We start from the raw sequence: 25948 nt of genomic DNA on the forward strand, positions 1-25948 counted from the left end.
GATCAATAACAGTCACGCCTTGTACTCGACCGGGAATTCCTTGATCCCGTTGAGCCAGCCCGAACGCAGCCGCTTCGCGTCGCCGATCTTGGTGATGTCGGGCAGGTGATCGGCGATGGCGTTGAAGATCAGGTCGATCTCCAGCCGGGCCAGGTTCGCCCCGATGCAGAAGTGCGCGCCGGTGCCGCCGAAAGCCAGGTGCGGGTTGTCCGTGCGCATGATGTCGAACTTCTCCGGGTGGTCGAAGACGTCCTCATCGAAGTTGGCCGCGCGGTACAGCATGACCACCCGTTGCCCCTTCTTGATCTGCACGCCGCCGAGTTCGGTGTCCTCCAGCGCGGTCCGCTGGAACGACGTGACCGGCGTGGCCCACCGGATGATCTCGTCGGCGGCCGTGGCGGGGCGTTCCTTCTTGAACAGCTCCCACTGGTCCGGATTCTCCAGGAATGCCATCATCCCGTGCGAGATGGCATTGCGGGTGGTCTCGTTGCCCGCGACCGCGAGCATGATCACGAAGAAGCCGAACTCCTCCTCGGTGAGCTTGTCACCGTCGACATCGGCCTCGATCAGCGTGGTGACGATGTCGTCGGCCGGGCATTGCTTGCGGGAGGCCGCCATCTGGTAGGCATAGCCCAGGATCTCGGCGGAAGCCGCGACCGGGTCGGCGGTGCTCTCCGGGTCGTCGTAGCCGGTCATGTCGTTGGACCAGGTGAAGACCTTCATCCGGTCTTCCTGCGGGACGCCGATCAGCTCGGCGATGGCCTGCAGCGGCAGTTCGCACGCGATCTGGGTGACGAAGTCTCCGGAACCCGCCTCGGCCGCCGCCTTCACGATGGATTCCGCGCGGGCCGACAGCTCCGCGCGCAAACCGTTGATGGCGCGCGGGGTGAAGCCGCGCGAGATGATCTTGCGCAGCTTGGTGTGCTCGGGCGCGTCCATGTTCAGCAGGACGATCCGCTGCAGCTCGATCTGCTCCCGGGCGATGTCGTCGTTGAACCGCGGAATGGCGGTGTTCTCGTAGCTGGAGAACACGTCGCTGCGCCGCGAAACCTCCTTGACGTCGGCATGCTTGCTCACCACCCAGAAGCCGTCATCGTGGAAGCCGCTGACGTCCGGCGACTGCGGATTCCACCAGATCGGCGCCGTCCGGCGCAGCTCGGCGAACTCTTCGACCGGAACACGCTCGGCGTAGATGTCCGGGTCCGTGACGTCGAACCCGTCCGGGAGATTCGGCCGGGCGTTCCGAGTGTCTACCACCAGATGTCTCCTTCGACAAACTGAAACACGTTCTATAATCATTGAAGCACAGGCGCGAGAATGAGGAAAGAAACCGGACAGATCCGCCCCTGACAAGTGCTATGAACGCGTTTCAGTTTTCTGTCCCATAAAGAGAGGTTGGACATGGGCACACCCGTGATCGTCGAGGCCGCACGCACTCCGATCGGCAAGCGCGGCGGCTGGCTGTCAGGGCTGCACGCCGCCGAACTGCTCGGCCTGGCCCAGCGCGGGCTGCTCGAGCGCACACACCTGGACCCGGCACAGGTCGAACAGGTCATCGGCGGCTGCGTCACCCAGGCGGGCGAGCAGTCCAACAACGTCACCCGGGTCGCCTGGCTGCACGCCGGCCTGCCGTGGCAGGTCGGCGCCACCACGATCGACACCCAGTGCGGATCGGCCCAGCAGGCCAACCATCTGATCGCGGGCCTGATCGCGGCCGACGCCATCGAGATCGGCATGGCCTGCGGCGTGGAGGCGATGAGCCGGGTTCCGCTGGGCGCCAACGTCGGCGAGAACGCCGGACCGCGCAGGCCCGCCTCGTGGAACATCGACCTGCCCAACCAGTTCGAGGCGGCGGAGCGAATCGCCAAGCGGCGCGGCATCACTCGCGCGGACGTGGACGCGTTCGGTGCGCGCTCGCAGCGCCTGGCGGGACAGGCATGGTCGGAAGGCCGGTTCGATCGCGAGGTGCTCACCGTCACCGCACCCGCCGTCGACAAGGAAGGCAATCTCACTGGCGAAAAGCTCGATGTGTCGCGCGATCAGGGCCTGCGCGAGACCACCGTCGAGGGCCTGGCGAAGCTGAAGCCGGTGCTGGAAGGCGGCGTGCACACCGCCGGTTCGTCCTCGCAGATCTCCGACGGCGCCGCCGCGGTACTGCTGATGGATGAAAAGGCCGCGCGACGAGCCGGTCTGCGGCCACGAGCGCGGATCGTCACCCAGGCGGTCGTCGGCGCGGAGCCGGAGTTCCACCTCGACGGCCCGGTGCAGGCGTGCAGCAGGCTGCTGGAGCGGTCCGGCATGAGCATCGGCGACATCGACCTTTTCGAGATCAATGAAGCGTTCGCCTCGGTCGCACTCTCCTGGGCATCTGTACACCATCCCGACATGGACCGGGTTAATGTCAACGGCGGCGCCATCGCGCTCGGACATCCGGTCGGCTCGACCGGATCGCGTCTGCTCACAACGGCTTTGCACGAACTGGAGCGCTCCGACCGCAGCACCGCAATGGTTCTCATGTGTGCCGGTGGCGCACTCGCGACAGGAACGATCATCGAACGTTTGTGACTTCAACCATTTCGCGTGCGTTTGTTGAACGTTCATCCCCTACGGGCGCAAACGTGTCGTACGCCACACAAACCCATGTACCGCCCAGTTCATGAGATGTCAGCTATCTTGCGGCTATCAAGACCCCTTCGGCCGAGACCGCAGCGACGGGCCAGAACCGGTTCGTACCGCGGCTTCTCGAGAGGCCTTGGGGTGACCCGCAAACGCGACCGTCCCAGCCCCTTCGCCGCCTTCCGACCTAGAAGCTTCAAGGAAATCCGGAATCAGGCGTAGGTTTTCAGTTACTGAGCCGCTAATATCAATGATACGTATCCGAGATAACGACTGTTAGTACAGCGAAGGGAATTGGGCGGCTCACAATGGCTGATTTCGCGGCGCGGCTGAACAAGCTGTTCGAAACCGTGCATCCCCCGGGGCGTAAGCCGCACACCAACGCGGAGGTTGCGGCGGCGCTGACGGCCTCCGGACATCCGATCTCGAAACCGTACCTGTCGCAGTTGCGGTCGGGACAACGGACGAACCCGTCGGATGAGACGGTGGCCGCCCTGGCGAAGTTCTTCAAAGTCAAGCCGGACTACTTCTTCAACGACATCTATGCTGCCAAGATCGATCACGATCTGGAGCTGCTGTCCCAGCTGCAGGGCTATGGACTGCGACGGTTGTCGAGTAGAGCGTTCGACTTGTCCGAAGAATCACAGAACCTGCTCACGTCCATGGCGGAGAAGTTGAGGGCAAGCGAGGGCTTGCCCGAAATTCCTCCGGACGGCACCGAATAGGTTCTTCTGCACGGCAGCACAGTGCGACCCCCAGGGTCGCACTGTGCTGTGTTATGCGCCCGTAAGCGGGCAGCACCCAACCGGCGTTCGGCCCTGCCCCGAGAAATTGGGGCACGGGCCGCGCGCCGGTTAGTGCTGCGGTTCGGATCGAGCGCCCCATAACTACATTCGGGATGATTCATCGGCCGCGCCTCGCGCCGAAGGAGATTTACGATCCAACCGGTCTGTCCGAAAAGTCCGATCGATCGCTACTATTGCGTCAGATTGATCGGATGGGCGCGAAGTTGATCAATTTCGAGCGGGCTCGGACGCGGTCGTCCGATACGCCCGCGCGACGGCCTGCACCCAGCCGCGGGGACTAATGCCTTCGGGCGGAGCAATCCACCGCGCGTCGACCACGAACTCCCCCACCGGGTCACGCGCCCACCGCGCCACCCGGGCGGCCCGGTCCGCCACCGAGGCCGGCGGCGGCAGTTCCGCCTGCACGAGGCCGCCGCCGGACTGCAGATAGAACGCGTCGATGATCTGCGCCACCTGATCGGAAGCTCGCAGCTGCGTGGAGAATCCGCTCTGTTCGTGCGCGACCACCTCGGGGAAGCGATCGACCATGGTCCGATGCAGCGAGTGGATCCGGCGCAGCAGTACCCGTGCGCGCACCCAGAGTTCCACCACGATCCACACCGCGCCGAGCGCGATGAGCAGGCTCGCGAATCCCCAGACCGGCCACGCCCAGCTCGGGGCGCCGGACGCACCCCGAGGCGCGTGCTCGAACGCGCGCCGGACCTGACCTGTCGCCAGCACCGCGACCACCGCGGTACCCGCCGTGAACAGCGCGATACCGCGGCCGAGCGCGGTCCAGTCCAGATTGCGCAAACCGGTGAGGACGACGAATACACACCCCGCGGCCACCGTCGACCATCCGAAGGTGAACGACCAGGCCAGCGTGACAACGGACGCGAACAGGCCGACGCCGTAGACGAGCAGGCCGACCTGCCGCAGATTCCGCCGCGACACCACCGGCCATGCGGCCGAGGCGACCACCGAGGTGGCCGTCGTGAAGGCGATCCAGCCGACGGTGGCGACGCCCTCGGACAGCCGGCCCGCGTGCACCCCGCGCGGGACGAGATTGTCCAGCGCGACCGCGATCTCGGGTACCGCGACGGTCGCGGCGAGTGCGACCGCGGCGACCGCGACGACGATGGCCACCCGGGCCGTGGTCGCGGGCTTGACCAAAACGCGCCCCACCCGTGCGCCGGCGGCCATCCAGACCAGTAGAGCCGTCGACCACAGAATCATCCGAGCGCCTCATCGAATCGGAGAACCGAGACGCCCGCGCCCCGGCTGTTGAACACGCGCAGTCGGGTCATCAGCATGGCCGCGAACGTCTCGGCCTCCCATTCGGCGAGCTCGTCGGCGCCGTCGTCGACGATGCGCTGATGTGCGCGCCGGCTGAGCATGTAGGCGATCAGGTCATCGCTCGCCGCCAGCGTCACTTCGGGCGCGGGCACACCTTCGTGGTCGAAGACGATGTGGCCCAGTTCGTGAGCGAGGGTGTGCTCGCGGCTCGGCAGCGTCTCGGCGAGCACGATCACGTCGCGGTCGGGATAGTGGCGGCGCTGCCCACAGACGCCGGGTCCCAATCGCGCACTGGCGATTCGATCTCACGGCGCCGCTCTCCCGCGATCGCTTGCACGACTTCGTCGAGGGTGGTGGCGTCGAAATCGGCCGCCACCGCGCACACCGCGTCGACGGCCGCGGCGACCCGGCGGTAGGACCGCAAGTCACCACGGATTCGGCCCAGGCTCATCGGCTAACCCTCACGGCCTCGGGAAGAACTGGGCACGGGCAGCGTCGATCCTGGCCCGCTCGGCCGCCGCGCTCCGGAAGCTGAGCACGCCGGATCCCACCCCTGCGAGGCCGAGCGCGATCAGGCCGCCGATCACGGGCAGCGGATCCGGCGAGGGAAGAGCGTCGGTGGAGCCGATCGGGCGGACCGTCGGGAACGAGGGTTGTTGCGCCTGCGGCGGCGCGGGCGCGGCGAGGTCGGGAACCGGTGCGGCGAGCGGCGGATTCGTCGGCGCGTCGACCGGGATCGGCGAGATCCACGGCGCGACGGGGGCGGGTGCCGGAGGAACGGTCACCGGCGGCAGCGCCGGGGCGGGCGGAGCGGTCGCCTGCGGGAGCGGGATCAACAACAGCAGTAAGGGACTCGCGGAACCGATAGCCGCCGATCCCACAGCGGCGGAACCCGTTGCGGCGGAACCCGTTGCGGCAGATCCGACTCCTGCTGAACCGATGCCTGCCGAGCCGACCGACGCGGAACCGGTACCGAGCGCGGCCGAGCCAGTCGCGGCGGAACCGACACCCGCGGATCCGACCGCCGCGGAACCGGTGCCGAGCGCGGCCGAACCAGTACCACCCACGACAGCCGAGCCGGTACCCAACGCGGCAGAGCCTGTCGCCAATGCGGCGGAACCGCTCCCCAACGCGGCAGAACCAGCGCCACCCACGACAGCGGAACCGGTACCCAACGCGGCAGAGCCTGTCGCCAATGCGGCGGAACCGGTCCCCAACGCGGCAGAACCAGCACCACCCACGACAGCCGAGCCGGTACCCAACGCGACGGAGCCCGACGACAGTGCCGCCGAACCGGTCCCGACGACTGAACCGGCGCCCACCGCAGCCGAACCGACGGCCGCCGATGCGGTGCCGAGCACCGCGCCGAGACCGGCCGAGCCGGAACCGAGGACGAGCGCCGAACCGGCGGACCCGGAACCGAGCAACACGCCGAGACCGGCCGAGCCGGAACCGAGCGTCACCCCCGACCCAGCGGATCCGGAGGCGGAACCCGCTGCCGCCGAACCCGCTGCCGCCGAACCCGCTGCGGCGGTCGGATGGGTGGGGGCCGCGCTCATCTCAGAATGCTGCCCCGGCACGGTCAGCGAATACCAGGGGTCACCGCTGTCGTAGGGCGGCGGGGCGGGGTCCGCGACGCACGAGGGGCAGGGAGGTTGAGCGTCGGCGAAAGCCTGGCTGCCGAGCAGCGCGGAGCCCGCGACGGCGCAGGCTGCTGCCAGCACACGGAATGCGCGACCTCCTGCCATGCGCCGAGCCTTCCCCTCATCAGTCGAAGCGCAGTTCTGTGCCCGGTCGCCACTCTCACGCGGGACTTTCCGAACGGATGGGTGCCCATATTAGACCCCGTTGCGCGAACGCGCCCCGAAAGGGGCGATGCCGATCAGGCCCCGTACACCGGCTCCGGCGCAGTCGCCTTGGCGATCAGATCGGCCACGACAGGGCCGAGCTCGGCCGGGTCCCACCGCGCGCCGCGGTCCACGGCCACCCCGTGCCGCCAGCCGTCGGCCACCGCCACCTTGCCGCCCTCGACCTCGAACACCCGCCCGGTCACCGCTGCCGATTGGGCGCTGCCCAGCCACACGACCAGCGGGGACACGTTCTCCGGCGCCATCGCGTCGAAGCCGTCCTCCGGTGCGGCCATCATGTCCGCGAACACCGTCTCGGTCATCCTGGTGCGCGCGGACGGGGCGATCGCGTTCACCGTCACGCCGTAACGGGCGAATTCGGCGGCGGCGGTCAGCGTCAGGCCGGCGATACCCGCCTTGGCCGCACCGTAATTGCTCTGCCCGACGCTGCCCTGTAGACCTGCGCCGGAGCTGGTGTTGATGATCCGGCCGTCGACCGGACGGCCCGCCTTGGCTTCCGCGCGCCAGTACTCGATCGCGTGCCGCATGGTGGCGAAATGGCCCTTCAAGTGCACGCGGACCACCGCGTCCCACTCGTCCTCGCTCAGGTTGACCAGCATCCGGTCGCGCACGAAACCGGCGTTGTTGACCAGCACGTCCAGCTTGCCGAAGGTGTCGACGGCCTGGCGGACGAGGTTGCGGGCACCTGCCCAGTCGGCGACGTCGTCGCCGTTGGCCACGGCTCGGCCACCGAGCGCCTCGATCTCCGCGACCACCTGCGCGGCGGGCGTTTCCGCGGTGGCCGCGCCGTCCAGCGTCGAACCGATGTCGTTGACCACCACGCCGGCGCCCGCCGCGGCGAAAGCGAGGGCGTGCGCGCGGCCGATGCCCCGGCCCGCGCCGGTGACGATGACCACGCGCCCGGCGCAGATCTGCTCGGTGTCCATACTGTGTCCCTTTCCGATGTGAGCGGGGCTTTCGGGGTGACGCTCCGCTGCCGCTGGACCTGACCGCTCAGGTCGTGTCCGATTCCGGTATGAGCGGGTCCTTCGTGGCCACGCTTCGCGGCCGCATCCGGACCTGACCGCTCATGTCCGGTGCCCCTTTCCGAAATGAGCGAGGGCACTTCATGGTCACGTTCCACCGCCGCGCCTGAGCGCTCATGACTCCTTCGTGTCCGATGCGTTCAGGCCTGCTGGTCGACGGTGGAGGCCGCGAGGAAGGCGGGCCGCTCGCCGCCGCCGTGCACCAGCAGGGTCGCACCGCTGACGTAGGCGGCCAGCGGCGAGGCCAGGAACACCGCGCAGCGGCCGACGTCGTCCGGGCGGGCCATGCGGCCCAATGGAATGGTCCGGCCCACTGCGTCGATGCCGTCCTGATCGCCGTAGTGCAACTGGCTCAACTCGGTGTCGACCGGGCCGACCACCAGCGAGTTCACCCGCACCTTCGGTGCCCATTCGACGGCGAGCGAGCCGGTGAGACTGTCCATACCCGCTTTGGCCGCGCCGTAGGCCGCGGTGCCCGGCGACGGACGGTGCCCGCTGACGCTGGAGACGTTCACGATCGAGCCGCCCTCGTCCTGCCGCTGCATCACCGCGTTGGCGGACTGCGCCAGCAGCAGCGGAGCCAGCAGGTTCAGCTCGACGATTTTCGTGTGGAAGTTCTTGCTCGCGTCGGCGGCGAGCGCGAAGGGAGCGCCACCGGCGTTGTTGACCAGATGGTCGAGGTGGCCGTGGCGCTCGACGATCTCCTCGACCAGTGCGCGCACCGCGTCCGCGTCCCGCACATCGCACGGCACGTACTCGATCGCGCGGCCGTCCACTTCGACGGGCGCGTCCGCCGGTCGCCGCGCGCACGCCACGACGGTAGCGCCCGCGGCCAGGAACGCCTTGCTCACGCCCGCGCCGACGCCGCGAACGCCGCCCGTCACCAGAACGACGCGCCCGGCCAGATCGATTTCGAGTGCCACCGTGCTAACCTACCAAGCAACTGCTTGCTTTGCCAATGTGTAGACACACGACGGGACTTGCCATGGGGATCAACCGCCACTCCGAATCGACCGGCATCAGCGTGGTCACGGTGGACTATCCGCCGGTCAACGCCATCCCTACCGACGGCTGGTTCGCGATCGCCGACGAAGTGCGCGCGGCTGGCCGGGATCCGGAGACCAAGGTGGTGGTGCTGCGCGCGGAGAACCGCGGGTTCAACGCGGGCGTGGACATCAAGGAGATCCAGAGCAAGCCGGGCCACCAAGCACTGATCGACGCCAATCACGGCTGCTTCGAGGCGTTCGCCGCGGTGTACGAGTGCCAGGTGCCGGTGATCGCGGTGGTCCAGGGCTTCTGCCTGGGCGGGGGCATCGGACTGGTGGGCAACGCCGATGTCGTGATCGCCTCCGACGACGCCACCTTCGGGCTGCCCGAGGTCGACCGCGGCGCACTCGGCGCGGCGACCCACCTCGCACGGCTGGTGCCCCAGCACTTGATGCGCGCGCTGTTCTACACCGCGAGCACCATCACCGCGCAGCAGTTGCACCATTACGGCTCGGTCTACCAAGTGGTGCCGCGCGCCGAACTCGACGCCGCCGCCTTGGAGCTGGCCAAGAACATCGCGGCCAAGGACGGCCGAGTGATCCGGGCGGCCAAGCGGGCCCTGAACGGCATCGACGTGCAGGACGTGCACCGCAGTTACCGGTACGAGCAGGGCTTCACCTTCGAACTCAACCTCGCCGGTGTCGCCGACGAGATCCGCGCCCGGTTCGACGACGATCTCGCGGCGCGCAAGAGCGGGCAGTAGAGAGGAACTTCCATGCGAGACAAGCGGATGTCGCTCGACGAGGTCGTCGGCGAGCTGCGCAGCGGGATGACCATCGGCATCGGCGGCTGGGGGTCGCGGCGCAAGCCGATGGCGCTGGTGCGAGCAATCCTGCGTTCGGACATCACGGATCTGACCGTGGTCAGCTATGGCGGGCCCGATCTCGGGCTGCTGTGCTCGGCGGGGAAGGTGCGCAAGGCCTACTACGGCTTCGTGTCGCTGGACTCGCCGCCGTTCTACGACCCGTGGTTCGCCAAGTCGCGCACCTCCGGCGCGCTGGCCGCGCGCGAGATGGACGAGGGCATGCTCAAATGCGGGCTGGAGGCGGCCGCGGCGCGGCTGCCGTTCCTGCCGATCCGCGCCGGGCTCGGCTCCGATGTGCCGAACTTCTGGGAAGGCGAGCTGAAGACGATCGAATCGCCCTATCCCGTCGACGGCGCGCCCGAGACTTTGATCGCCATGCCCGCGTTGAAACTCGATGCCGCGCTGGTGCACCTGAACCTCGGCGACGCGCACGGCAACGCCGCCTACACCGGCGTCGACCCGTACTTCGACGACCTGTTCTGCCTGGCAGCGCGACGCCGATACGTGTCGGTCGAGCGCGTGGTGGAGACCGACGAGCTGGTGAAAATCGTTCCGCTGCAAGCACTGCTGCTCAACCGCATGATGGTGGACGGCGTGGTCGAGGCGCCCGGCGGCGCGCACTTCACCCTGGCCGGCGACGACTACGGCCGGGACGAGATGTTCCAGAAGCACTACGTCGAATCCGCGAAAACGCCGGAGGCGTGGCAGCGGTTCGTCGACACCTACCTGGCCGGTACCGAGGAGCAGTACCAGGCCGCCGTCCGCCGATTCGCCGAGGAGGCGTGATGACCAGCACCGAAACCGTCACCCGCGCCGAGATCTGCGCCGTCGCCTGCGCGGAGATCTTCAGCGGCGCGGGCGAGATCATGGCCAGCCCCATGTCGCCGATGTCGATTCTCGGGGCGCGCCTGGCCAAACTCACCACCGAACCGGATCTGTTGCTGTCCGACGGGGAGGCGCTGCTGTTCGCCGACACGCCCCCGCTGGGCGGAAAAGCACCGATCGAAGGCTGGATTCCGTTCCGGAGAGTCTTCGACGTGGTGGCCTCCGGGCGGCGGCACGTGGTGATGGGAGCCAACCAGATCGACCGGTTCGGCAACCAGAACCTCTCGGCGTTCGGCTCGCTCCAGCAGCCGAGCCGGCAGATGTTCGGTTCGCGCGGCGCGCCGGGCAACACGATCAACCACGCCACCAGCTACTGGGTCGCGCGGCATACGAAGCGCGTCTTCACAGACGGTGTCGACATCGTCTGCGGTGTGGGCTACGACAAGGTCGACGCCGCCGACCCGGCCTATCGCTTCCACCACCTGCATCGCGTGGTGACCAATCTGGGCGTCTTCGACTTCGAGGGTCCAGGGCACACCATGCGCGCCCGTAGCCTGCATCCCGGCGTCACCGCCGACGAGGTCGCCGAGAACACCTCGTTCGAGATCGTCGGTCTCGCCGAGGCGGGCGAGTCCCGGCAGCCCACCGCCGAGGAGCTGCGGCTGATCCGGGAGGTGCTCGACCCTAAGAAGATTCGTGAAACCGAGGTCCCGTCATGAGTCCGCGCCTGCGCACCGCGCTGACCGATCTGGTCGGCATCGAACACCCGATCGTGCAGACCGGCATGGGCTGGGTCGCGGGGCCGAGCCTGGTGTCGGCCACCGCCGAAGCGGGCGGTCTCGGCATCCTCGCCTCCGCCACCATGACCTTCGCCGAGCTCGAGGCGGCCATCGCGAAGACCAAGGCGCACACCGCGAAACCGTTCGGGGTGAACATCCGCGCCGACGCCGCGGATGCCCCCGAGCGGATCGATCTGCTGATCCGGGAGAAGGTGGCGGTCGCGTCGTTCGCGCTCGCGCCCAAACAGGACCTGATCGCGAAGTTGAAAGACGCGGGCGTGGTGGTCATCCCGTCCATCGGCGCGGCCAAGCACGCGGTCAAAGTAGCGTCCTGGGGAGCGGACGCGGTGATCGTGCAGGGGGGCGAGGGCGGCGGGCATACCGGCCCGGTGGCCACCACCCTGCTGCTGCCCTCCGTGCTGGACGCGGTGGACATCCCCGTGGTCGCGGCGGGCGGGTTCTTCGACGGGCGCGGCCTGGCCGCCGCGCTGGCGTACGGCGCGGCGGGTGTCGCGATGGGCACCCGGTTCCTGCTCACGCAGGAGAGCACCGTTCCCGACGCCGTCAAGCAGGAGTACCTGCGGCGACAGCTTCAGGACACGGTGGTGTCGCTGAAGGTAGACGGCATGCCGCACCGCGTGCTGAACACCGAATTGGTGCAGCGGCTGGAGCATTCGGGCCGCTGGCGCGGGCTCACCGCCGCCGTGGGCAACGCGGCCAGGTTCAAGAGCATGACCGGCATGAAGTGGTCGACCATGGTCCGCGACGGACTGGCCATGCGAAAGACAAAGGACCTCACTTGGTCGCAGGTCGTAATGGCCGCGAACACGCCGATGCTGCTGCGCGCCGGATTGGTCGAGGGCAACACCCAGGCGGGCGTGCTCGCCGCGGGACAGGTCACGGGAATCATCGACGACCTGCCCACCTGTGAGGAGTTGATCGATCGGATCGTCACCGACGCGGTGGAGCGGATCGAGACGATCGCGGCGCTCGCCGGGACGAAGCAAGCAGCGGGGGCGGAGTCCGACTGACGAATGGCGGCCGTGATAGCGGCAGCCATCACCTTCTATCGGCGTCGGAACGGAAGAGTGCCTTCGGCCCGTGCCCACCCGCAGGCGGCGGTGTCCACCACTACCGCTTCATCGTGTACGCACTCTCCCGCCCCGTGCAGGTGGACTCCCAGACCTCACCTGATGACGCCAGATCCGCGATCGTCGACGCGAGCACGAGGGACGGGCAGCTCGTCGGTACATTCACCACCGGCTAGGTCCGGGGGCCAGCGATGCGCATCCGAATTTCACATTCAGGTCGAGCGAAGGACGCGGTGTCCATCGTCCTGAATCACGCGGTCGCACCTCCAGCCGACGAGCCGTGGCGAGTTTCTCGTCGAGCCTGTTGGTGGCAGCTGCGGTGCGGCCATTCGCACCGGCCCAACGGCTCTTCCTCTGACTTCGAACTCGCGGGACGACCGGATCGAAAGCGCCTGACGCGGAATGCTGCTCGAGAGAGTCCCCGCCAGGCGCTGATCTGGAGAGCTCGGATTTCGACCGCTTGCGGCCGTTGCCGTCGCAGGTCAGATAGTGCGCGGGGGCCAGATCGACATCAGTAGGGGCAACCAGCTGCCTGTCGGCGGCAGCCAGCTACCCGTTGGGGGCAACCAGTGAAACATTCGGAACCCTTTCGTCCGGTCGAACGTCGTAACGAATGCGTGCGCTACTGCGGCAAGGGGCAGCCCGGCTGGTCGGGTGCCTGCGGCTGTCCCGGCGGCGGGCAATGCGGATCCTGCGCTTGCGCGGGAGCGGGCGGCTGCGGATCCGGTCCAGGATCGGCGCTCGCCATACCGGTACCGATGCCTACCAACCCGACCACAAGGCCGGCAGCGACAACGGACTTCGTCAGCGTCGACTTGATGCTCAATTCGTATCCTCTCCTCGGTGGATGCCAGTCCGGACTCGCGGCTTCCGGACCGGCGAGAGAATCGTCGATGAGCAACTTTTGTGTGTGCTAGGCCGTATCTATGTGTTCGCTGTGAATAGGAGCCGAAATTGCGCCGAGAAGCGCGGGTTTCAAGCTTGTTGCTTCGTCGGCCAGGCGTTGCGGGCAGGTGGGCGAGCCCGCGGCGGTCGAGTTACGGCCGAGTCCGGTATCTCGTTGCGGCGCAGAGAGCGGGCCGTGCCGGATCGTCTCGTCCGACACGGCCCGTAGAGCGCGGCGTCACGCGGTGAGGGCGCGGATCGGCTCGGCGGCGGTGATGTGACGGCGGCGGGACGGAAGCATCGATGTCGGATGCGAGACGCTCCACGCCGCGCTCTTGCAGATGAACTCCTTGACTCGCGCGGCCATCCGGCCGGTGAGAGCGGACGGCTTGGGCTGATCGTCGGGGGTGACCCACTGGACGATGGCGTCGCGACGGCCGAGGCTCATGCACTGGGCGGTGTAGCCGATCGAATTGCGGGGGATCTCCCGGCCGGTCAGGCGTGCGGCGATAGCGTCGGCCGCCTGATAGGCCGAAGGGACACCCGAGGCGCAGGACATGCGCAGCGGTTCGCCGTTCGCCCCAGGGGCGAGCGCGGCGTCGCCGACGGCGTAGACGTCGAGGTGCGAGACCGACCGCATCGTGTCATCGACGACGATCTGCCCCGTCGCCGACACCCGCAGAGTGCTGGCCGCGGCAATCGGGTGGACGGCGAAACCGGCCGTCCACACGGTTATGTGGGCCGGGATCGTGCGGCCGTCGGCGGTGTCCGCCCCAGCCGGCTGGACGCGGGCGATGTCGGTGTTCTCGTGCACGGTGATGCCGAGCCGGTCGAACGCTTTGCGCAGATGCTGCTGGGCCTTTTCGCTCAGCCAGTCGCCGAGACCGCCGCGAGCGACAAGGGCGATCTCGAGATCCGGCCGGGACTCGGCGATTTCGGTGGCTGCTTCGATTCCGGTGAGACCACCGCCGACGACCAGCACGCTCGCACCCGCGCCCAGGCTAGCCAGACGCTCGCGCACCCGCAGCGCGGACTGCTTGCCCGCGATGTCGTAGGCGTGCTCGGCCACACCGGGCACATCGCAGTCGGCGGCGGCGCTGCCGAGGGCGTAAACGAGAGTGTCGTAGGCGATCTCGTGGGAGCCATCGGCGGCGGCGATGTCGACCGTCTTGCGGTCGGCATCGACCGCGGTCACCCGGGCCGACACCACCCGCACGCCCGTGTCGGCGAAGACATCGGTCAGCACGCGGCTCTTCAGCTCCTGACCTGTCGCCAGCTGATGCATACGGACCCGCTCGACGAACTCGGGATCGGCGTTGACGAGGGTGATTTCGACATCGGCGGGGTGCAGCCGCTTGGCCAGGCGACCAGCGGCGTTGGCTCCGGCGTATCCGGCCCCGAGAACGACGATGCGGTGCTTCATGGTCTTACTCCTGTCTGGGTGGTGTTCGCTTCCTGAACCGGACAGCGGCGCGAAACCTGACAGAAGTGAACTGTGATCTAGGTCACCAACCTTTGAGGAGGGGGTCGGCGTGCTCGGATGCGACCCAGTGGCGAGTGGCCCGTTCGAGCTTGCCCGGGTTGGCTTGGGTGTGGACGGCCGCGATGCCGTTGGTCGTCGCCTCCAGGGTGATGACGGCGACGATCCGATCGCCGACCACGATCACCAGGGCGGGCACGCCATTGACCACCGCGGCGAACAGGTCGGCACGACCGCCGATCGTCGCCCACTTGTCCGCGGTGGGCTCGAACAGGCGGCGCAGGAACCGTGCCACCCGCGCCGCGCCCGTGATCGGCTCCGGCAGCGAGAACACCACGCCGCCACCGTCACCCGCGCTGATCGCATCGTCGGTCAGCAGCCGCACCAGCGAATCGGTGTTGCCGCTGAGCGCCGCGGCCAGAAATTCCTCGACGACCTTGCGGGCGGCGGTCTCATCGGCTTCCACGCGGGTCCGGTCGCTGGCCAGGTGTTGTTTGGCGCGCCGGTAGATCTGGTAGCAGTTGGACTCGGTGAGATCGAGGATTTCGGCGATCTCACTGTGCGCGTAGCCGAATGCCTCGCGCAGCACGTACACGACGCGTTCCTTGGCCGACAGCCGTTCCATCAAGGTGAGCATCGCGATCGACACCGATTCGCGCTGCTCGACGGTATCGGCCGGGCCGAGCATACGGTCCCCGGCGAAGATCGGCTCGGGCAGCCACTGGCCCACATACGCCACTCGCCGTACCCGTGCCGAAGCGAGCTGATTGAGGCAGATATTGGTGAGCACCTTCGTCAGCCACGCCTCCGGCGTCTCGATGAAGTCGGCGTCGGCGGAGTGCCAGCGCACGAACGTATCCTGCACCGCGTCCTCGGCATCGCTCGCCGACCCCAACAGGCGATACGCGATCGCCTCCAGTCGCGGCCTGGAGTTCTCGAACACCTCGACCTCACGCGCACCAGCCGCCATGGCTCGAAGTTAACCGTCCCTCGCCGCTTCCGCCAACCGCTACGCCGCCGAACCGGCCCGAATGCCCGGTGCGAGATCTGCGTGCCACGGGGCCGCTACAGCAGGGCGGTCGATCATGCGGTTCGACTGGTCCGGGCTTTGCGCGACGCTGTCGAATAGTTGATCGGCGGAGGGATGGTGGAAGGCTGCCGGGCCGAGGCCGGTTTCGGGACTACTCAAGCCGTGACGCCGACACCCGACCGATCGTGAGCCCGTGCCTCATCGGCTCGATGGACTCGCTCCGCAGAGGCAGCCGCCGTCTCGCGTACGGCTTGGGCGACAGCTCGGAAGTCTTTGCGCAGGATGTGCGAGTGGTTGCTCGCGACCTTGGCGCTCACCTGCACTTTCGGGTTGTGCGCGAGCACCGGATCGAGTGAGGCCCGCACCTGTTCCATCTCCTCCTCGCCTCCACCGAGATTGGCTCCCGTAGCCAGGACGTACCGCACCGGGCAGCTCACGCGGTCGAGGACCGGCGCGATGGCGGCGTTGATCTCGTTGACCTCGATATTGACCTCGGCGTGCTGGTCGGCGCTCATGCGCGCGGCCAGCCCCAGCGGGCGCACCAACGGCAGCAGCAACCGCATCCGACGGAAAAGCTTCCGGATCCGCTCACGGCCCTCCTCGCCGGTCAGGCCGTACGGCATAGCGCCGTCCACGCACACCACACCAGCGACGCGGTCCGGATTCCGATCGGCCCAGTGCACCGCGGTCGCCGCACCGTAGGACCAGCCCACGAGAATCGGCTGCTGTACGCCCCTCGCCGCGAGGACGGCATCGACATCGCGCAAGCACGCCTCGAAGGAGTAGTCGGCCGAGCGCTTCGATTTGCCGCGAGCGCGCTCGTCGAACGTGATGTGCCGGTATTCGCTGCCGAGTTCGGCGATGGCGTGCCGCCAATGCGACTGGTCGGCGTACGCGCCGTTCAGATAGACGACGGGACGGCCGGGGCCGCCGGTGTCGGTCACGGCCAGGGCCGTGTCGTCGACCGGCACCATGCCGGTCCAGGTCGAGGTGTCCGCTGTGCTGCTCATATTCGCCGCGTTGTTCATGCGAATACTGTCGCCAGAATGGCTGATACCGGCCTGATACTGACCTGACACAGGCACTGATACGGTGTTCGACCTGGTCACAGCGCAGGGAGGAGAGAAGCGGCACCGGTCCGGCACGCACGTGCGACCGCGAAGATCCGTGGCACCCGCCGCCAGAACTCCATCCCGACAGCTCGGTCCTTCGCCGCGATCGGCCCGGAAAACGCGTTGGGTCCGGCGGATCAACCACATCTGCGGAGACGCAAGATCCACGTCCGCTGCCCAACTGACACGGTTATCAGTTGTTCCTGCCGTGCCCGCAGAAGCCTTGCCCCAGAACCGTCCAGATTCTGGGGCACCGCTCCGCTGACCGAAATCTGTCCGGGCCTATCCGTTCAAGCTTGCTGTGGAGCGAACTCTCGAGACCGGACCGCCACAGTGAAGGCGTCCCACTCGGTGGGCGCGAAGACGAGCACGGAGCCCATCGGGTTATTGGAGTCCCGCACGCCGACCTCGCCTCCATCCAGAAAGGCGACTTCGACGCAATCGGAATGAGTCGCAGTGCGGCTGCTCTCGCACCACTCAGCTCCAGCCATCTTGGCTCTCACCGGACCCTTCGTTCAGCTTGCAGGAACGCGACAACTACTGCCTATCGGTTTCACCAGCGAGGAAGTTCGCTGTGAACACGTCCCATGCGCGAGGCTGGAACACAAGTGCCGGACCGGCCGGGTTCTTGGAGTCCCGCACGCCGACCTGACCTCCATCCAGGAAAGCGACTTCGACGCAGTCAGCCTGTGTCCCGCTGTGGCTGCTCTTGAACCACATGGCTCGGGATAGGTCAGCAGTCATGCTGATAACTCCTTCAGTACTTGCCTGAGCAAGCTCCTGCTGGCTGTCTCGTCCAGCGATGCTTGCCGGAGACTGTCGTGCACCCGATAGTATCGCTGGACGTCCTCCGGTCTCTCCAAATACATACACGCGGTGAAGGTTTCGAGATAGACGATGGGCGGCTCGATTGGTCTGCCTTTGCCGTCCGCGCCGAACTCCAAGAGAGCGAACTGCCCAACGGGATGACCTACAGGAGCCGCAGCAGAGAATGGGAGGACGCGGATCGAGACGTTCGGCAGCTTGCCGACCTCCGCTAGATGCCGAAGCTGACCGTCCAGAACGTCGGGTCCACCCACCATTGTGCGCAAAGCCGACTCGTGAAGCACTACCTCGAGCATGAGCGGTTGGTACCGCCGCGTGACAATGGTCTGTCGTTTCGTACGCAGTTCGGCTCGCCGATCATGCTCCGCCCGAGTCTCTTCCACGTTTGCTTTCTGGATTAGTTCCCGTGCGTAGTCGGCCGTTTGGAGCAAACCCGGCACCAGTGACGGTTGGTACATGGTCAGCTTCCGCGCAGCTGTCTCCAGCCCGACATACACGTCGAATGTTGCGTGTATCAGGTTGCTGTACTCGTGCCACCAGCTCTTCTCCGCACCTAGGCGCAGTAATCCGACCATCGCGGAGGTCATCTGATCCGACATCTCCAGTACCCCGCAAATGGCCTCGATGTCTCGGACCTTCAGTCGCGTCGCTTCTCCCTTCTCCAAGCGTTGCAACACCGAGGAACTCAGATCCGTCATCCCCGCCATTTGCTCCAACGACATGTTGAGCTCCGTCCGCGCCTCCCGCAGATAACGCCCCAGCTGGCGCCTCGGCAGGGTCGAGCCGGTATCGGTCACAGTGGTCCCCTTCCTCATGCGAATTCGACCCGTACCGGGTGACGACTACGACCCGGCACGGGATTTGCTCTGGACCTTCGGCCGAATTCGTCTGGGAAACCCAGACTTCGAACTCCGCGCAGGTCAAAGGTGTTTTGCTGACTTCGCGCCCAGTAGGGGGCCACCCCGATTTCCCACCACGCCCCCGCCCCTGGGTTCTGCCGACTTCCAGGGCTGGGCGCACCCTAGCTCACCGACTCACGCAGAGGTCTGGAAATGAACCAATCGGAGTTCGGGGACACGCCTGTGTCCCGCTGCCGGTACTACCGGCAAGTGTGTGGCCTGCCCGCGATCGTCGACCCACCCGAGTTGGGCCGCATCGTCATTCGGGCCGGGATTGTCTGGGCGCTGATAATGCCCGCCCACCTCGGGCAACTGGTGAAAATCGACCTGCAACGCCGTGGGCACGATATCGGCCCGATCATGTCCCACCCTCGCTCACAGCGGTGGAGCTATCTGGTGCGTCCCGATCTACCGAACGACGACAGCCTTTTCGCGGAGATGTTCCGCCTCGACGTCTCCATAGTGCGGGCGGGCGGGGAAATCGCGCTCCCGTCTCCCACCGACCGATGTGCCTTGTTCCGCCACTGGATCGAACCCCCGCGCTCCGCGTACCGGCCGTCCGGCCAGTTGATTCTGAAATCGATCCGGCACCTGACACTCGGAGCATCCTCTGGATCTCCGCGCCGCCCACATCGAATGGGCCTCGTGCCGCCGAACGGCGAGCCCGGAAAGGGTAAGAGCGCTTGATTTTCCCGCTTCTCCATTTCACCCACCCACACATCCACCAGCCCACTAGCGGCGGCGCGCGATGATCCCGACGGAACCCTTACCCACCAAACACCGCCTGCTGGCCGCCTGCCGTGGCGACACCCACGACGACGACCACCCCCTCCTGACCGCGGCCCGAGATCTCGCCGCACTACACGAAAGCCGCCTCTCCGCCGGACTTGCGCAAGCCGAGTCGATCGATCAATGCCGTGCCCGCCTGGTCCGCGACATCGACCGCTGGGTCACCGCCCAGCTGCGACCATCGCTCGGCGCGGCGCGAGTCCACACCGAGACGGTCGGCTCGGTAGTGGACCGCCTCGCCGAATACACCGCTCTCGCCTACGCGGCGTTGGCGAGCAGCTCGAACTGGGTCCTCGGCGACGCATGGGAGCGATTGGCCGAACTGGCGGTTGGTTACGAAGACTTGAAGGACGAGGTGGGTACGGGACATCGCCGTTTGCCGGGCGGCCCATAGCGCGAGCTCGGTGCGACTTCTGACAGGTCGGCCGAGCCCGACCCGAACCACCCGGCCCATGCGTCCCCGTATCGGGGAACTCTCATCGCACAAGTCGGAGCTGCTGCCGCCTGCCGCGATCCCCACACCGACGACGACCAGTTGCCCAGCCGGGATCGCAGACCCTGCTGAGGGCGTGAGGCGATCACCATCGCACACGGTCGTGGCTGGTGAGTTGCGTTGCACAACCTCACAACTGTGATGGCGTGAATCAGCACCGACCTGGTTGCACCCGTGGGGACCGGCCAGTAGCGTCGATCACAGCTTGCAGGGGGCGGATAAGCCGGTCCGGCCCCCGTCGATGCGTTACGGCACCGGCGGTGAGGAACCGATGACGAGCTGGGGGAAGTTTCTGCGTGGCGCCGCGCTCGCGGTCGGTGCAATGGTCGCGTTGGTGGGGTGTGGAAACACCACCGGTGACACTCCGCATTCGACATCGGCTGCGGTCGCGACGACCTCCGCCGCTACAAGGTCGGCCGACCCGGACGCTGCGCTCTGGAACCCTTGCGACCTTCCGGAGGCAGCGATATCGGGGACTGGGCTGGATCCTGCCAGCGAGGGCAAGGACGCGGCCGGCGTGGACTTCACCGGATGGAAAGTCTGCGGGTGGCGAGCCATCTCTCGTTGGTACGACTTGACGGTTTTTTCCGGTACGCCCACGCTGCGGGACGTTCAAAAGCGTCGTGATTTCGAGTCCTTCACACCGCAGGCAGTGGGAACCCGCAATGGCATCCAGTTCCTCGATGTAGGCGACACAAAGCAACTCAAGTGCAGCATCGCTGTCGAGGTGGCGCAAGGCACCGTTTTGTTCCGGGTCGTCACTCGCTACTCCGTTGGCAAACAGGGCGATCCGTGCGAAGCGGTCCGTCGCCATACCTCCGATCTGGCGCAGTACCTGCCGAGGAACTAAGGAGGGGACGTGTCTGCTGGCGTCGACCCAATGGAGTGGCGGAAGGTGCTCGAGCTGGCCACCTCCGGTGACATATCGCTACATCCCGAGATCGGCAAGGGGCTGGACAAGGTCTGCGACGACTATTTGGACCGGCTGGACGCTATCTTGCAAATGGCGGACCGTGTCAAGGTCATCGACGGGTTCGGTCCATTTCCCTCAGGTCAGGCTCTGCGGGAGAAGTTCACCGGTAAGGCTGCTGGTTCCGACCAATCCTTGGACGCCGTCCTCATGCAGCACATCGACGCGGTGAAGCTCGCGAAAGAGGTTGTGGCCAAGGCTATTGCGAACTTCGTCGAGTTGGATCAGACGAGAGCCGACCAGTTCACCGGTTTGGACGCCCAACCATGACCTACGACGAGTACCGGAACCGGATCATCGCCGCGCAGGAGCAGTGGAATCGGGAGCGCGACACGATCTACGACTTCACCGGCCGGTTGGGCACGTCGTTTCAGGGGGAATACGAGCCGCCGCGAATTCTTGGGCCGGATAACTACGACAGTATGACGTTGGCGCAGATGGTCGATGCCGTGAACGCGATGCGGCCGGGGACGGTGCGGGAAGCGTCCGAGGCGTGGCTGAACATCGGGATGAATCTGACCGGAGCGATCCAGGCGTTCAACGAGCAGTTCGGCCGCACCGTGACCGGTGACGGCACGAATCCGGGCTGGACGGGGCAGTCCGGCAAGGCGGCGGCCGATGCGGTCACGAACTACCGGAACCAGTCGGGGAATCTGGCCGATGCCGCGGGTCTGGTGAGTTTCAAGCTCTCCGAGATGCATACCGGTCTCGAGCAAACGCAGGCGTTGATGCCGCAGGCCACCGAACGTCCGGATCTGCTGGGTAAGACGTTGCCGCAGGACGGCGTGATGAAGGCGGGCGACTACACCGAGGAGGAAGCCACGCAGGAAGCGCGGCGGATTCTGCGCACGGTGTACGGGCAAGTCGCCAACCAAACCGATCACGGCGTGCCTATCCTGCCGACCGCTCCACAGATCGTGGCGGACGGTGGACAGCCAGGTCCGCCATCACCTGATTTATCCAATTCCTCTGCACCACAGGAGACGTCCGACTCGGGCACTCCCGCAGCCGCGGAACCGGAGTCCACCGAACAGTCCGACGGTGACCCGCAGCAGTCATCCGAGACCGACCCCGCCGCCACCACTCCCCAGGCCGTCACCCCGGCGGGTGCGGACCAGCCGACCAGCGTGCAGCCGACCACCTCGAACACGCCGTCGACAACACCCAGCAGCACCACTACACCGAGTCCGAACATCACCACAGCCCCGGCGACACCGGGTCGGCCCAGCACAACGAGGGCTCCCGGGCGATCCGGCAGCCCGGGCATTCCCGGTGCACCGAACACCACCGGCACTCCGGCACCCAGCCGCGGTATTCCGGCCGTTCCCCAGCTGTCGAACCCACTTCCGGCCGCCACGGCAACCGGCGGCCAGGCGGTTCGATCCGGCGCAACCGGCACAACCGGCATCGCCCCGGGAATGGGGGCTCGCGGCAAGGACGACGATCGGGAGACCTCGGGCGTCAAGGACTACCTGATCAATCAGCACAACGGTGAGGAACTCACCGGTCTGGACTCCTTGCCGAAGTCCGTGCCTCCGGTCATCGGAGACAACCCGAATGGCTGACTGGCGCTTCACCGGGCAGGAATTCGAAATTCTCTGGGCAGCCTATGGTCGTGACCGCCTGCCCTACCCGTTGCAATACCGGCCGGAGGAAATGGATTTCGCCGACTTGAAGCGTCAGCGCGAGGCAGCGGTGGACGCGTTACTCGGTCGGTACGCCGTCGAGCTGGAACGGGCGCTGGACGTATTGCTGGAACCGGAGGCGCGTATCGAGTCCAAAGGAATGGGCGGTCAGGACATGTCGATCGTCTTCCGTTTCCACGGGGCCGTACGCGGGCGGATCGGCGCCACTTTGGTCCAGCTTCCCGGTACCGCGCCCGACACCGGCGGCGACGTGATCGTGAGTTATTGCGCCGCGCAACGAGTCGCCGCGAAAGCGGTCGCCGCGCTGCCCAAAATGCCAGCGGGCACCCATCCGCCGATCGAAGCTCGGCGGGAAGAGGTGACCGCAGACCGGGACCGGCCGGTGCGCAAGCCGTACGAGGTCGGCGTCGTCGCGCAATTGGACCGGATCTTCAAACGCGAACGCCTCGGCCTCGGTGAGATCACGGTGCTCGCGGGTCCGGCCGTCGACGCGCGCCCGGGCTTCGGGCGCGGTTTCTGGTGGATGGACTACGCGGACGGCCGCTACTACGTCAAGACCGGCGACCCCATCGTCGCCAAGCCGCTGGATCCTTCCGCGATGGCGGCCGAGATCAACCGGCTCACCGCTCTGACCCAGCGTTACTACCGCGAAGACCGCGAACACGACGAATATTTGCGGTCGCAGCGATAACGGACCGTTCGGGCGCACGGCACAGCGAGATGTCGGTTTCATCAGGAGAGTTCGTGCGCGTCGAGCTTGGAAGCGCGGCTCGTTCCAGGTGCCGACTTCGCGCTGCTCCATCCAGGAAACCGATCACCAGGATGATCCGACTGAGCCCCGGCTCGGCATCCACGATGCGCATGCCGAGCGGCACGTCGGGCGATTCGAACTCGCCGAGGTGCCGCTCGGTGTCGGTCAGCGCGGCAAGCGCTCGATGATGGTCGCGTTGGCGGTGCCGCCGCCCTCGCAGATGGTGAGCAGGCCGTAGCGGCCCTCGATCCGCTCGAGTTCGTTGAGCAGCGTAGCGAAGAGCTTCGCCCCGGTCGCTCCGAGTGGGTGGCCCAGCGCGATGGCGCCACCGTTGACGTTCACCTTCTCCGGGTCCGCGCCGGTCTCCTTCAGCCAGGACAGCACCACTGGCGCGAACGCCTCGTTGATCTCGATCACGTCGATGTCGTCGATGGTGAGGCCGGTCTTCTCCAGCGCCCACTTGGTCGCCGGGATCGGTGCGGTGAGCATGAAGATCGGGTCCGCGCCGCGCGCGCTCACATGGTGGATGCGCGCTCGCGGCGTCAAGCCGTACTCCTGCACGGCCCAGTCCGAAGCGAGCAGGGTGGCGCTGGCGCCGTCGGAGATCTGGCTGGCCACCGCGGCGGTCAGCGGGCTGCCCTCGGCCAGGGGCGGCAGCGAAGCCATCTTCTCCAGGCTGGTCTCGCGCGGACCCTGGTCGATCCAGAAGTCGCCGACCGGCACGATCTCGTTGTCGAAGCGGCCGTTCTTGATCGCGTCGCGGGCCCGCTCGTGGCTGCGCAGTGCCCAGCGCTCCATCTCTTCCCTGCTGATGCCCCACTTCTCGGCGATCAGCTGGGCGGCGCGGAATTGGGTCACCTCACCGGTGCCGTAGCGGTGGTCCCAGCCCTGCGCGCCGACGAACGGGGTGTCGAAACCGTACTCCTTGCCCGCCAGCATGGCCGCGGATATCGGGATCGCGCTCATGTTCTGCACGCCGCCCGCGACGATCACCTCGGCGGTGCCGCTCATGATGGCCTGCGCGCCGAAATTGATGGCCTGCTGGCTGGATCCGCACTGCCGGTCCACCGTGACGCCGGGAACCTCTTCGGGATATCCGGCGGCCAACCACATGGTGCGGCCGATGTTGCCCGCTTGCGGGCCGACGTTGTCGACGCAACCGACGATGACGTCGTCCACGCTGCCCGGGTCGATCGGATTGCGGTCCAGCAGGCCACGCAGCGCGGCCGCACCCAGATCGGCCGGATGCACGCCCGCCAATGCGCCGCCGCGCTTGCCGACCGGGGTGCGTACCGCATCGATCACGTAGGCGTCCCGCAGCGGGGCATACGGACGACGGGACGTGGAAGGTGCTGACATGTAAGGACTCCTACGTGGTGTGCTCGCCGGCCGTGAGACCGTCGAGCACGATGGTCAGGTACTGCTTTGCGAGGTTTTCGACGGTGATCGGCCCGCCCGGCTGATACCACCGCACCGCGACCCAGACCGTGTCACGCAGGAAGCGGTAGGCCAGTTCGACGTCGATCTCCGGCCGGAAGCTGCCGTCCCGCACGCCGTTGGTGAGCACCCGGTGCCACAGCTCGCGGAATTCACGGTTGTATTCGGCGATGTAGGTGAATCGTTCCGAGTCGCGCAGGCGCTTCGCCTCGGCCTGGTAGATCGCCACCGCTGCGTGCCAGCGGTCGAACGACTCGTAGGAGGCGAGCACCAAGGCTTCCAAAGTGTCTCGCGCGCTCAGGCCGGAGGCGACGATCTCACGGTAGCGGCCGAACAGCTCGTCCAAGAACCCGCGCAGGATCTCGTCCACCATCGACTCCTTGGAATCGAAGTGGTGATAGAGACTCCCCGAGAGGATTCCGGCCGCGTCGGCGATGTCGCGCACGGTGGTGGCGCGCAATCCCCGCTCGGCGAACAATTCGGCCGCCAAGGCGAGCAACTCGCTGCGCCGTGCTGATTTAGAGGCGTCTGGTGCGGGCACACGGCCATCATACAACCAAGCATTTGCTTGGTCGAGCGGTACAGCTCAACGCACCGAGTAGCGCAGCGGCGAGGAGACCGACAGATCGGCCAGCAGACGATCACAGATGACCACGGGCGAGACGCCCGCCCGCGCCATCCGCGCGACGAGCGCGAGGCGGCGCTCGCAACTATCCCATTCCACGGTGAGCTGACCGCGACTCGGACCGGCGTCCACTGTGGCCATCACTCGTGGCGGACCGTCGCGCACCGGTTCCTCGCTCAGCTTGAGCACCATGCCGCGCTGCCAGGCGTGGTAGGCGTCCATATCGGCGCCGATCACCAGCTTGTCGGTGGCCGCACACAGCCCCTGCGCGATCTCGTCGGCGAAAGCCACCTGGTCGAAGCGGAATTTCCGGCATTTGGCGAGCACCGCGAGCAGGTCCGCGCGCACCTCGCACAGCAGGGCCGTCTGGCGTTGCCTGCGCCGCTCCTGCTCGCTGTCCGTGCTGTCTGGGCTGAGCCCGATGCGCCGGGCGCGCTCGCGATCACGCGCCAGATCGGCGTGGAGCGCGCGGCGCGGGTCGCGGGCCACCTCTCCCTCATCGACGGCGTGCTGCGCGAGAATGCGCGTGGCGGCCGTGGCGAGCGCGCTCGTGGATGTGTGCTCGATGAGTTCGGCGCCGAGGGTGAGCGCCGAGAGGACGAGGCTGTCGAGCCGCCGCCTGGCCAGCACGACTTCGCGCACCACATCGAGTTCCAGTTGTTCGCGGGCAGGTGGGCGATTCAGGCCCATAGCCATCGCCCCCTTGTAGAGCGCGGATCCGATCTCATCCAGCATGGCACACCCCGGCGCCTCGCGGCTTGCCCTTTTCTACCTGATCAGCCGCTCATTTCGGGGCCGGGTCGCGATGCGAGAAGGCGATCGCAATACGGCGCGCGAGGTCTCGCCCGCGACGACGGACAACCGGCTGC

At 67.0% G+C, this 25948-nt stretch carries 27 protein-coding genes and 1 pseudogene; 12 read left to right on the top strand and 16 right to left on the bottom strand.

The features are described 5' to 3' along the window. Nucleotides 1-12: 12 nt before the first annotated feature. Nucleotides 13-1299 carry a cytochrome P450 gene (locus ACFU5M_RS28400; RefSeq protein ID WP_379053986.1) on the bottom strand — a complete coding sequence of 429 codons (1287 nt, stop codon included), beginning with the start codon at nucleotides 1297-1299 and terminating at the stop codon, nucleotides 13-15. A 102-nt stretch (nucleotides 1300-1401) separates the two neighbouring features. Here ACFU5M_RS28400 and ACFU5M_RS28405 point away from each other — a divergent pair, with 102 nt between their 5' ends. Together ACFU5M_RS28405 and ACFU5M_RS28410 are read left to right on the top strand one after the other, a co-directional pair. Next, nucleotides 1402-2565 carry a steroid 3-ketoacyl-CoA thiolase gene (locus ACFU5M_RS28405; protein ID WP_379053963.1) on the top strand — a complete coding sequence of 388 codons (1164 nt, stop codon included), beginning with the start codon at nucleotides 1402-1404 and terminating at the stop codon, nucleotides 2563-2565. 359 nt (nucleotides 2566-2924) lie between these two features. After that, a complete protein-coding gene (locus ACFU5M_RS28410) occupies nucleotides 2925-3341 on the top strand; it encodes a helix-turn-helix domain-containing protein (protein ID WP_011207048.1) in 417 nt (138 codons plus the stop codon). A 288-nt stretch (nucleotides 3342-3629) separates the two neighbouring features. Here the strand turns inward: ACFU5M_RS28410 and ACFU5M_RS28415 are convergent, their stop codons facing one another. From ACFU5M_RS28415 to ACFU5M_RS28435, 5 genes and pseudogenes are all read right to left on the bottom strand, one after another. Then, entirely contained in the window at nucleotides 3630-4637 is a 1008-nt protein-coding gene (locus ACFU5M_RS28415; protein ID WP_379053964.1) for a hypothetical protein, read from the bottom strand. Next, nucleotides 4634-5148 (bottom strand): annotated as a pseudogene (locus ACFU5M_RS28420) (ImmA/IrrE family metallo-endopeptidase). Before ACFU5M_RS28420 ends, ACFU5M_RS28415 begins: the two are co-directional and overlap by 4 nt. A 10-nt stretch (nucleotides 5149-5158) precedes the next feature. Beyond that, nucleotides 5159-6445 (bottom strand): hypothetical protein, encoded by a 1287-nt coding sequence (locus ACFU5M_RS28425; protein ID WP_379053965.1) that lies wholly within the window; start codon nucleotides 6443-6445, stop codon nucleotides 5159-5161. Between the two features lie 134 nt (nucleotides 6446-6579). Further along, nucleotides 6580-7491, bottom strand: a complete 912-nt coding sequence (locus ACFU5M_RS28430) for an SDR family oxidoreductase (RefSeq protein ID WP_379053966.1) — start codon at nucleotides 7489-7491, stop codon at nucleotides 6580-6582. Between the two features lie 239 nt (nucleotides 7492-7730). Further along, nucleotides 7731-8513 carry an SDR family oxidoreductase gene (locus ACFU5M_RS28435; protein ID WP_379053967.1) on the bottom strand — a complete coding sequence of 261 codons (783 nt, stop codon included), beginning with the start codon at nucleotides 8511-8513 and terminating at the stop codon, nucleotides 7731-7733. A gap of 62 nt (nucleotides 8514-8575) precedes the next feature. On the opposite strand from ACFU5M_RS28435, the gene ACFU5M_RS28440 reads away from it, so the two are divergent. The 5 genes from ACFU5M_RS28440 to ACFU5M_RS28460 are packed head-to-tail and all read left to right on the top strand — an operon-like array spanning nucleotide 8576 to nucleotide 12313. Beyond that, nucleotides 8576-9340, top strand: coding sequence for an enoyl-CoA hydratase family protein (locus tag ACFU5M_RS28440; RefSeq protein WP_379053968.1), 765 nt, complete (start codon nucleotides 8576-8578; stop codon nucleotides 9338-9340). A 12-nt stretch (nucleotides 9341-9352) separates the two neighbouring features. Next, a complete protein-coding gene (locus ACFU5M_RS28445; protein ID WP_379053969.1) occupies nucleotides 9353-10228 on the top strand; it encodes a CoA transferase subunit A in 876 nt (291 codons plus the stop codon). After that, entirely contained in the window at nucleotides 10228-10986 is a 759-nt protein-coding gene (locus tag ACFU5M_RS28450) for a CoA-transferase subunit beta (protein ID WP_379053970.1), read from the top strand. Before ACFU5M_RS28445 ends, ACFU5M_RS28450 begins: the two co-directional genes overlap by 1 nt. Continuing rightward, a complete protein-coding gene (locus ACFU5M_RS28455) occupies nucleotides 10983-12077 on the top strand; it encodes an NAD(P)H-dependent flavin oxidoreductase (RefSeq protein WP_379053971.1) in 1095 nt (364 codons plus the stop codon). Before ACFU5M_RS28450 ends, ACFU5M_RS28455 begins: the two co-directional genes overlap by 4 nt. Beyond that, on the top strand, nucleotides 12074-12313 hold the full coding sequence (locus tag ACFU5M_RS28460) for a hypothetical protein (RefSeq protein WP_379053987.1): 240 nt from the start codon (nucleotides 12074-12076) through the stop codon (nucleotides 12311-12313). The genes ACFU5M_RS28455 and ACFU5M_RS28460 overlap by 4 nt, the downstream gene beginning before the upstream one ends. Before the next feature lie 446 nt (nucleotides 12314-12759). Here ACFU5M_RS28460 and ACFU5M_RS28465 read toward each other — a convergent pair whose 3' ends face one another. The 7 genes from ACFU5M_RS28465 to ACFU5M_RS28495 form a co-directional block, all read right to left on the bottom strand. Beyond that, nucleotides 12760-12963 carry a hypothetical protein gene (locus ACFU5M_RS28465; protein WP_379053972.1) on the bottom strand — a complete coding sequence of 68 codons (204 nt, stop codon included), beginning with the start codon at nucleotides 12961-12963 and terminating at the stop codon, nucleotides 12760-12762. Between the two features lie 297 nt (nucleotides 12964-13260). After that, nucleotides 13261-14445, bottom strand: a complete 1185-nt coding sequence (locus ACFU5M_RS28470; RefSeq protein WP_379053973.1) for an NAD(P)/FAD-dependent oxidoreductase — start codon at nucleotides 14443-14445, stop codon at nucleotides 13261-13263. 82 nt (nucleotides 14446-14527) lie between these two features. Continuing rightward, nucleotides 14528-15472 (bottom strand): RNA polymerase sigma factor SigJ, encoded by a 945-nt coding sequence (gene sigJ, locus ACFU5M_RS28475; protein WP_379053974.1) that lies wholly within the window; start codon nucleotides 15470-15472, stop codon nucleotides 14528-14530. A gap of 215 nt (nucleotides 15473-15687) precedes the next feature. After that, entirely contained in the window at nucleotides 15688-16560 is an 873-nt protein-coding gene (locus ACFU5M_RS28480; RefSeq protein ID WP_379053975.1) for an alpha/beta fold hydrolase, read from the bottom strand. A 374-nt stretch (nucleotides 16561-16934) separates the two neighbouring features. Then, the gene (locus ACFU5M_RS28485; protein WP_379053988.1) at nucleotides 16935-17135 is read right to left on the bottom strand and encodes a DUF397 domain-containing protein; all 201 of its coding nucleotides are present in this window, start codon (nucleotides 17133-17135) and stop codon (nucleotides 16935-16937) included. A 46-nt stretch (nucleotides 17136-17181) separates the two neighbouring features. Further along, nucleotides 17182-17388 carry a DUF397 domain-containing protein gene (locus tag ACFU5M_RS28490; protein WP_379053976.1) on the bottom strand — a complete coding sequence of 69 codons (207 nt, stop codon included), beginning with the start codon at nucleotides 17386-17388 and terminating at the stop codon, nucleotides 17182-17184. Then, complete coding sequence (locus ACFU5M_RS28495) at nucleotides 17385-18266, bottom strand: helix-turn-helix domain-containing protein (RefSeq protein ID WP_379053977.1); 882 nt, start codon at nucleotides 18264-18266, stop codon at nucleotides 17385-17387. The genes ACFU5M_RS28490 and ACFU5M_RS28495 overlap by 4 nt, the downstream gene beginning before the upstream one ends. An 850-nt stretch (nucleotides 18267-19116) precedes the next feature. On the opposite strand from ACFU5M_RS28495, the gene ACFU5M_RS28500 reads away from it, so the two are divergent. From ACFU5M_RS28500 to ACFU5M_RS28520, 5 genes are all read left to right on the top strand, one after another. Beyond that, the gene (locus ACFU5M_RS28500; protein WP_379053978.1) at nucleotides 19117-19551 is read left to right on the top strand and encodes a DUF4254 domain-containing protein; all 435 of its coding nucleotides are present in this window, start codon (nucleotides 19117-19119) and stop codon (nucleotides 19549-19551) included. A gap of 340 nt (nucleotides 19552-19891) precedes the next feature. Next, entirely contained in the window at nucleotides 19892-20500 is a 609-nt protein-coding gene (locus tag ACFU5M_RS28505) for a DUF3558 domain-containing protein (protein ID WP_379053979.1), read from the top strand. Between the two features lie 9 nt (nucleotides 20501-20509). Further along, on the top strand, nucleotides 20510-20890 hold the full coding sequence (locus ACFU5M_RS28510; RefSeq protein WP_379053980.1) for a hypothetical protein: 381 nt from the start codon (nucleotides 20510-20512) through the stop codon (nucleotides 20888-20890). Beyond that, on the top strand, nucleotides 20887-22185 hold the full coding sequence (locus tag ACFU5M_RS28515) for a hypothetical protein (protein WP_379053981.1): 1299 nt from the start codon (nucleotides 20887-20889) through the stop codon (nucleotides 22183-22185). The genes ACFU5M_RS28510 and ACFU5M_RS28515 overlap by 4 nt, the downstream gene beginning before the upstream one ends. Next, complete coding sequence (locus ACFU5M_RS28520; protein ID WP_379053982.1) at nucleotides 22178-22957, top strand: ESX secretion-associated protein EspG; 780 nt, start codon at nucleotides 22178-22180, stop codon at nucleotides 22955-22957. The genes ACFU5M_RS28515 and ACFU5M_RS28520 overlap by 8 nt, the downstream gene beginning before the upstream one ends. A 225-nt stretch (nucleotides 22958-23182) precedes the next feature. On the opposite strand, the gene ACFU5M_RS28525 is transcribed toward ACFU5M_RS28520, so the two are convergent. The 3 genes from ACFU5M_RS28525 to ACFU5M_RS28535 are packed head-to-tail and all read right to left on the bottom strand — an operon-like array spanning nucleotide 23183 to nucleotide 25814. Continuing rightward, nucleotides 23183-24376 (bottom strand): acetyl-CoA C-acetyltransferase, encoded by a 1194-nt coding sequence (locus ACFU5M_RS28525; RefSeq protein ID WP_379053983.1) that lies wholly within the window; start codon nucleotides 24374-24376, stop codon nucleotides 23183-23185. Between the two features lie 10 nt (nucleotides 24377-24386). Then, a complete protein-coding gene (locus tag ACFU5M_RS28530) occupies nucleotides 24387-24995 on the bottom strand; it encodes a TetR/AcrR family transcriptional regulator (protein ID WP_379053984.1) in 609 nt (202 codons plus the stop codon). A gap of 45 nt (nucleotides 24996-25040) precedes the next feature. Next, nucleotides 25041-25814, bottom strand: coding sequence for a hypothetical protein (locus ACFU5M_RS28535; RefSeq protein ID WP_379053985.1), 774 nt, complete (start codon nucleotides 25812-25814; stop codon nucleotides 25041-25043). Between the last annotated feature and the right edge of the window lie 134 nt (nucleotides 25815-25948).

The sequence above is a fragment of the Nocardia sp. NPDC057455 genome (assembly GCF_042802775.1).
In the GTDB taxonomy this organism is placed as follows: Bacteria; Actinomycetota; Actinomycetes; order Mycobacteriales; family Mycobacteriaceae; genus Nocardia.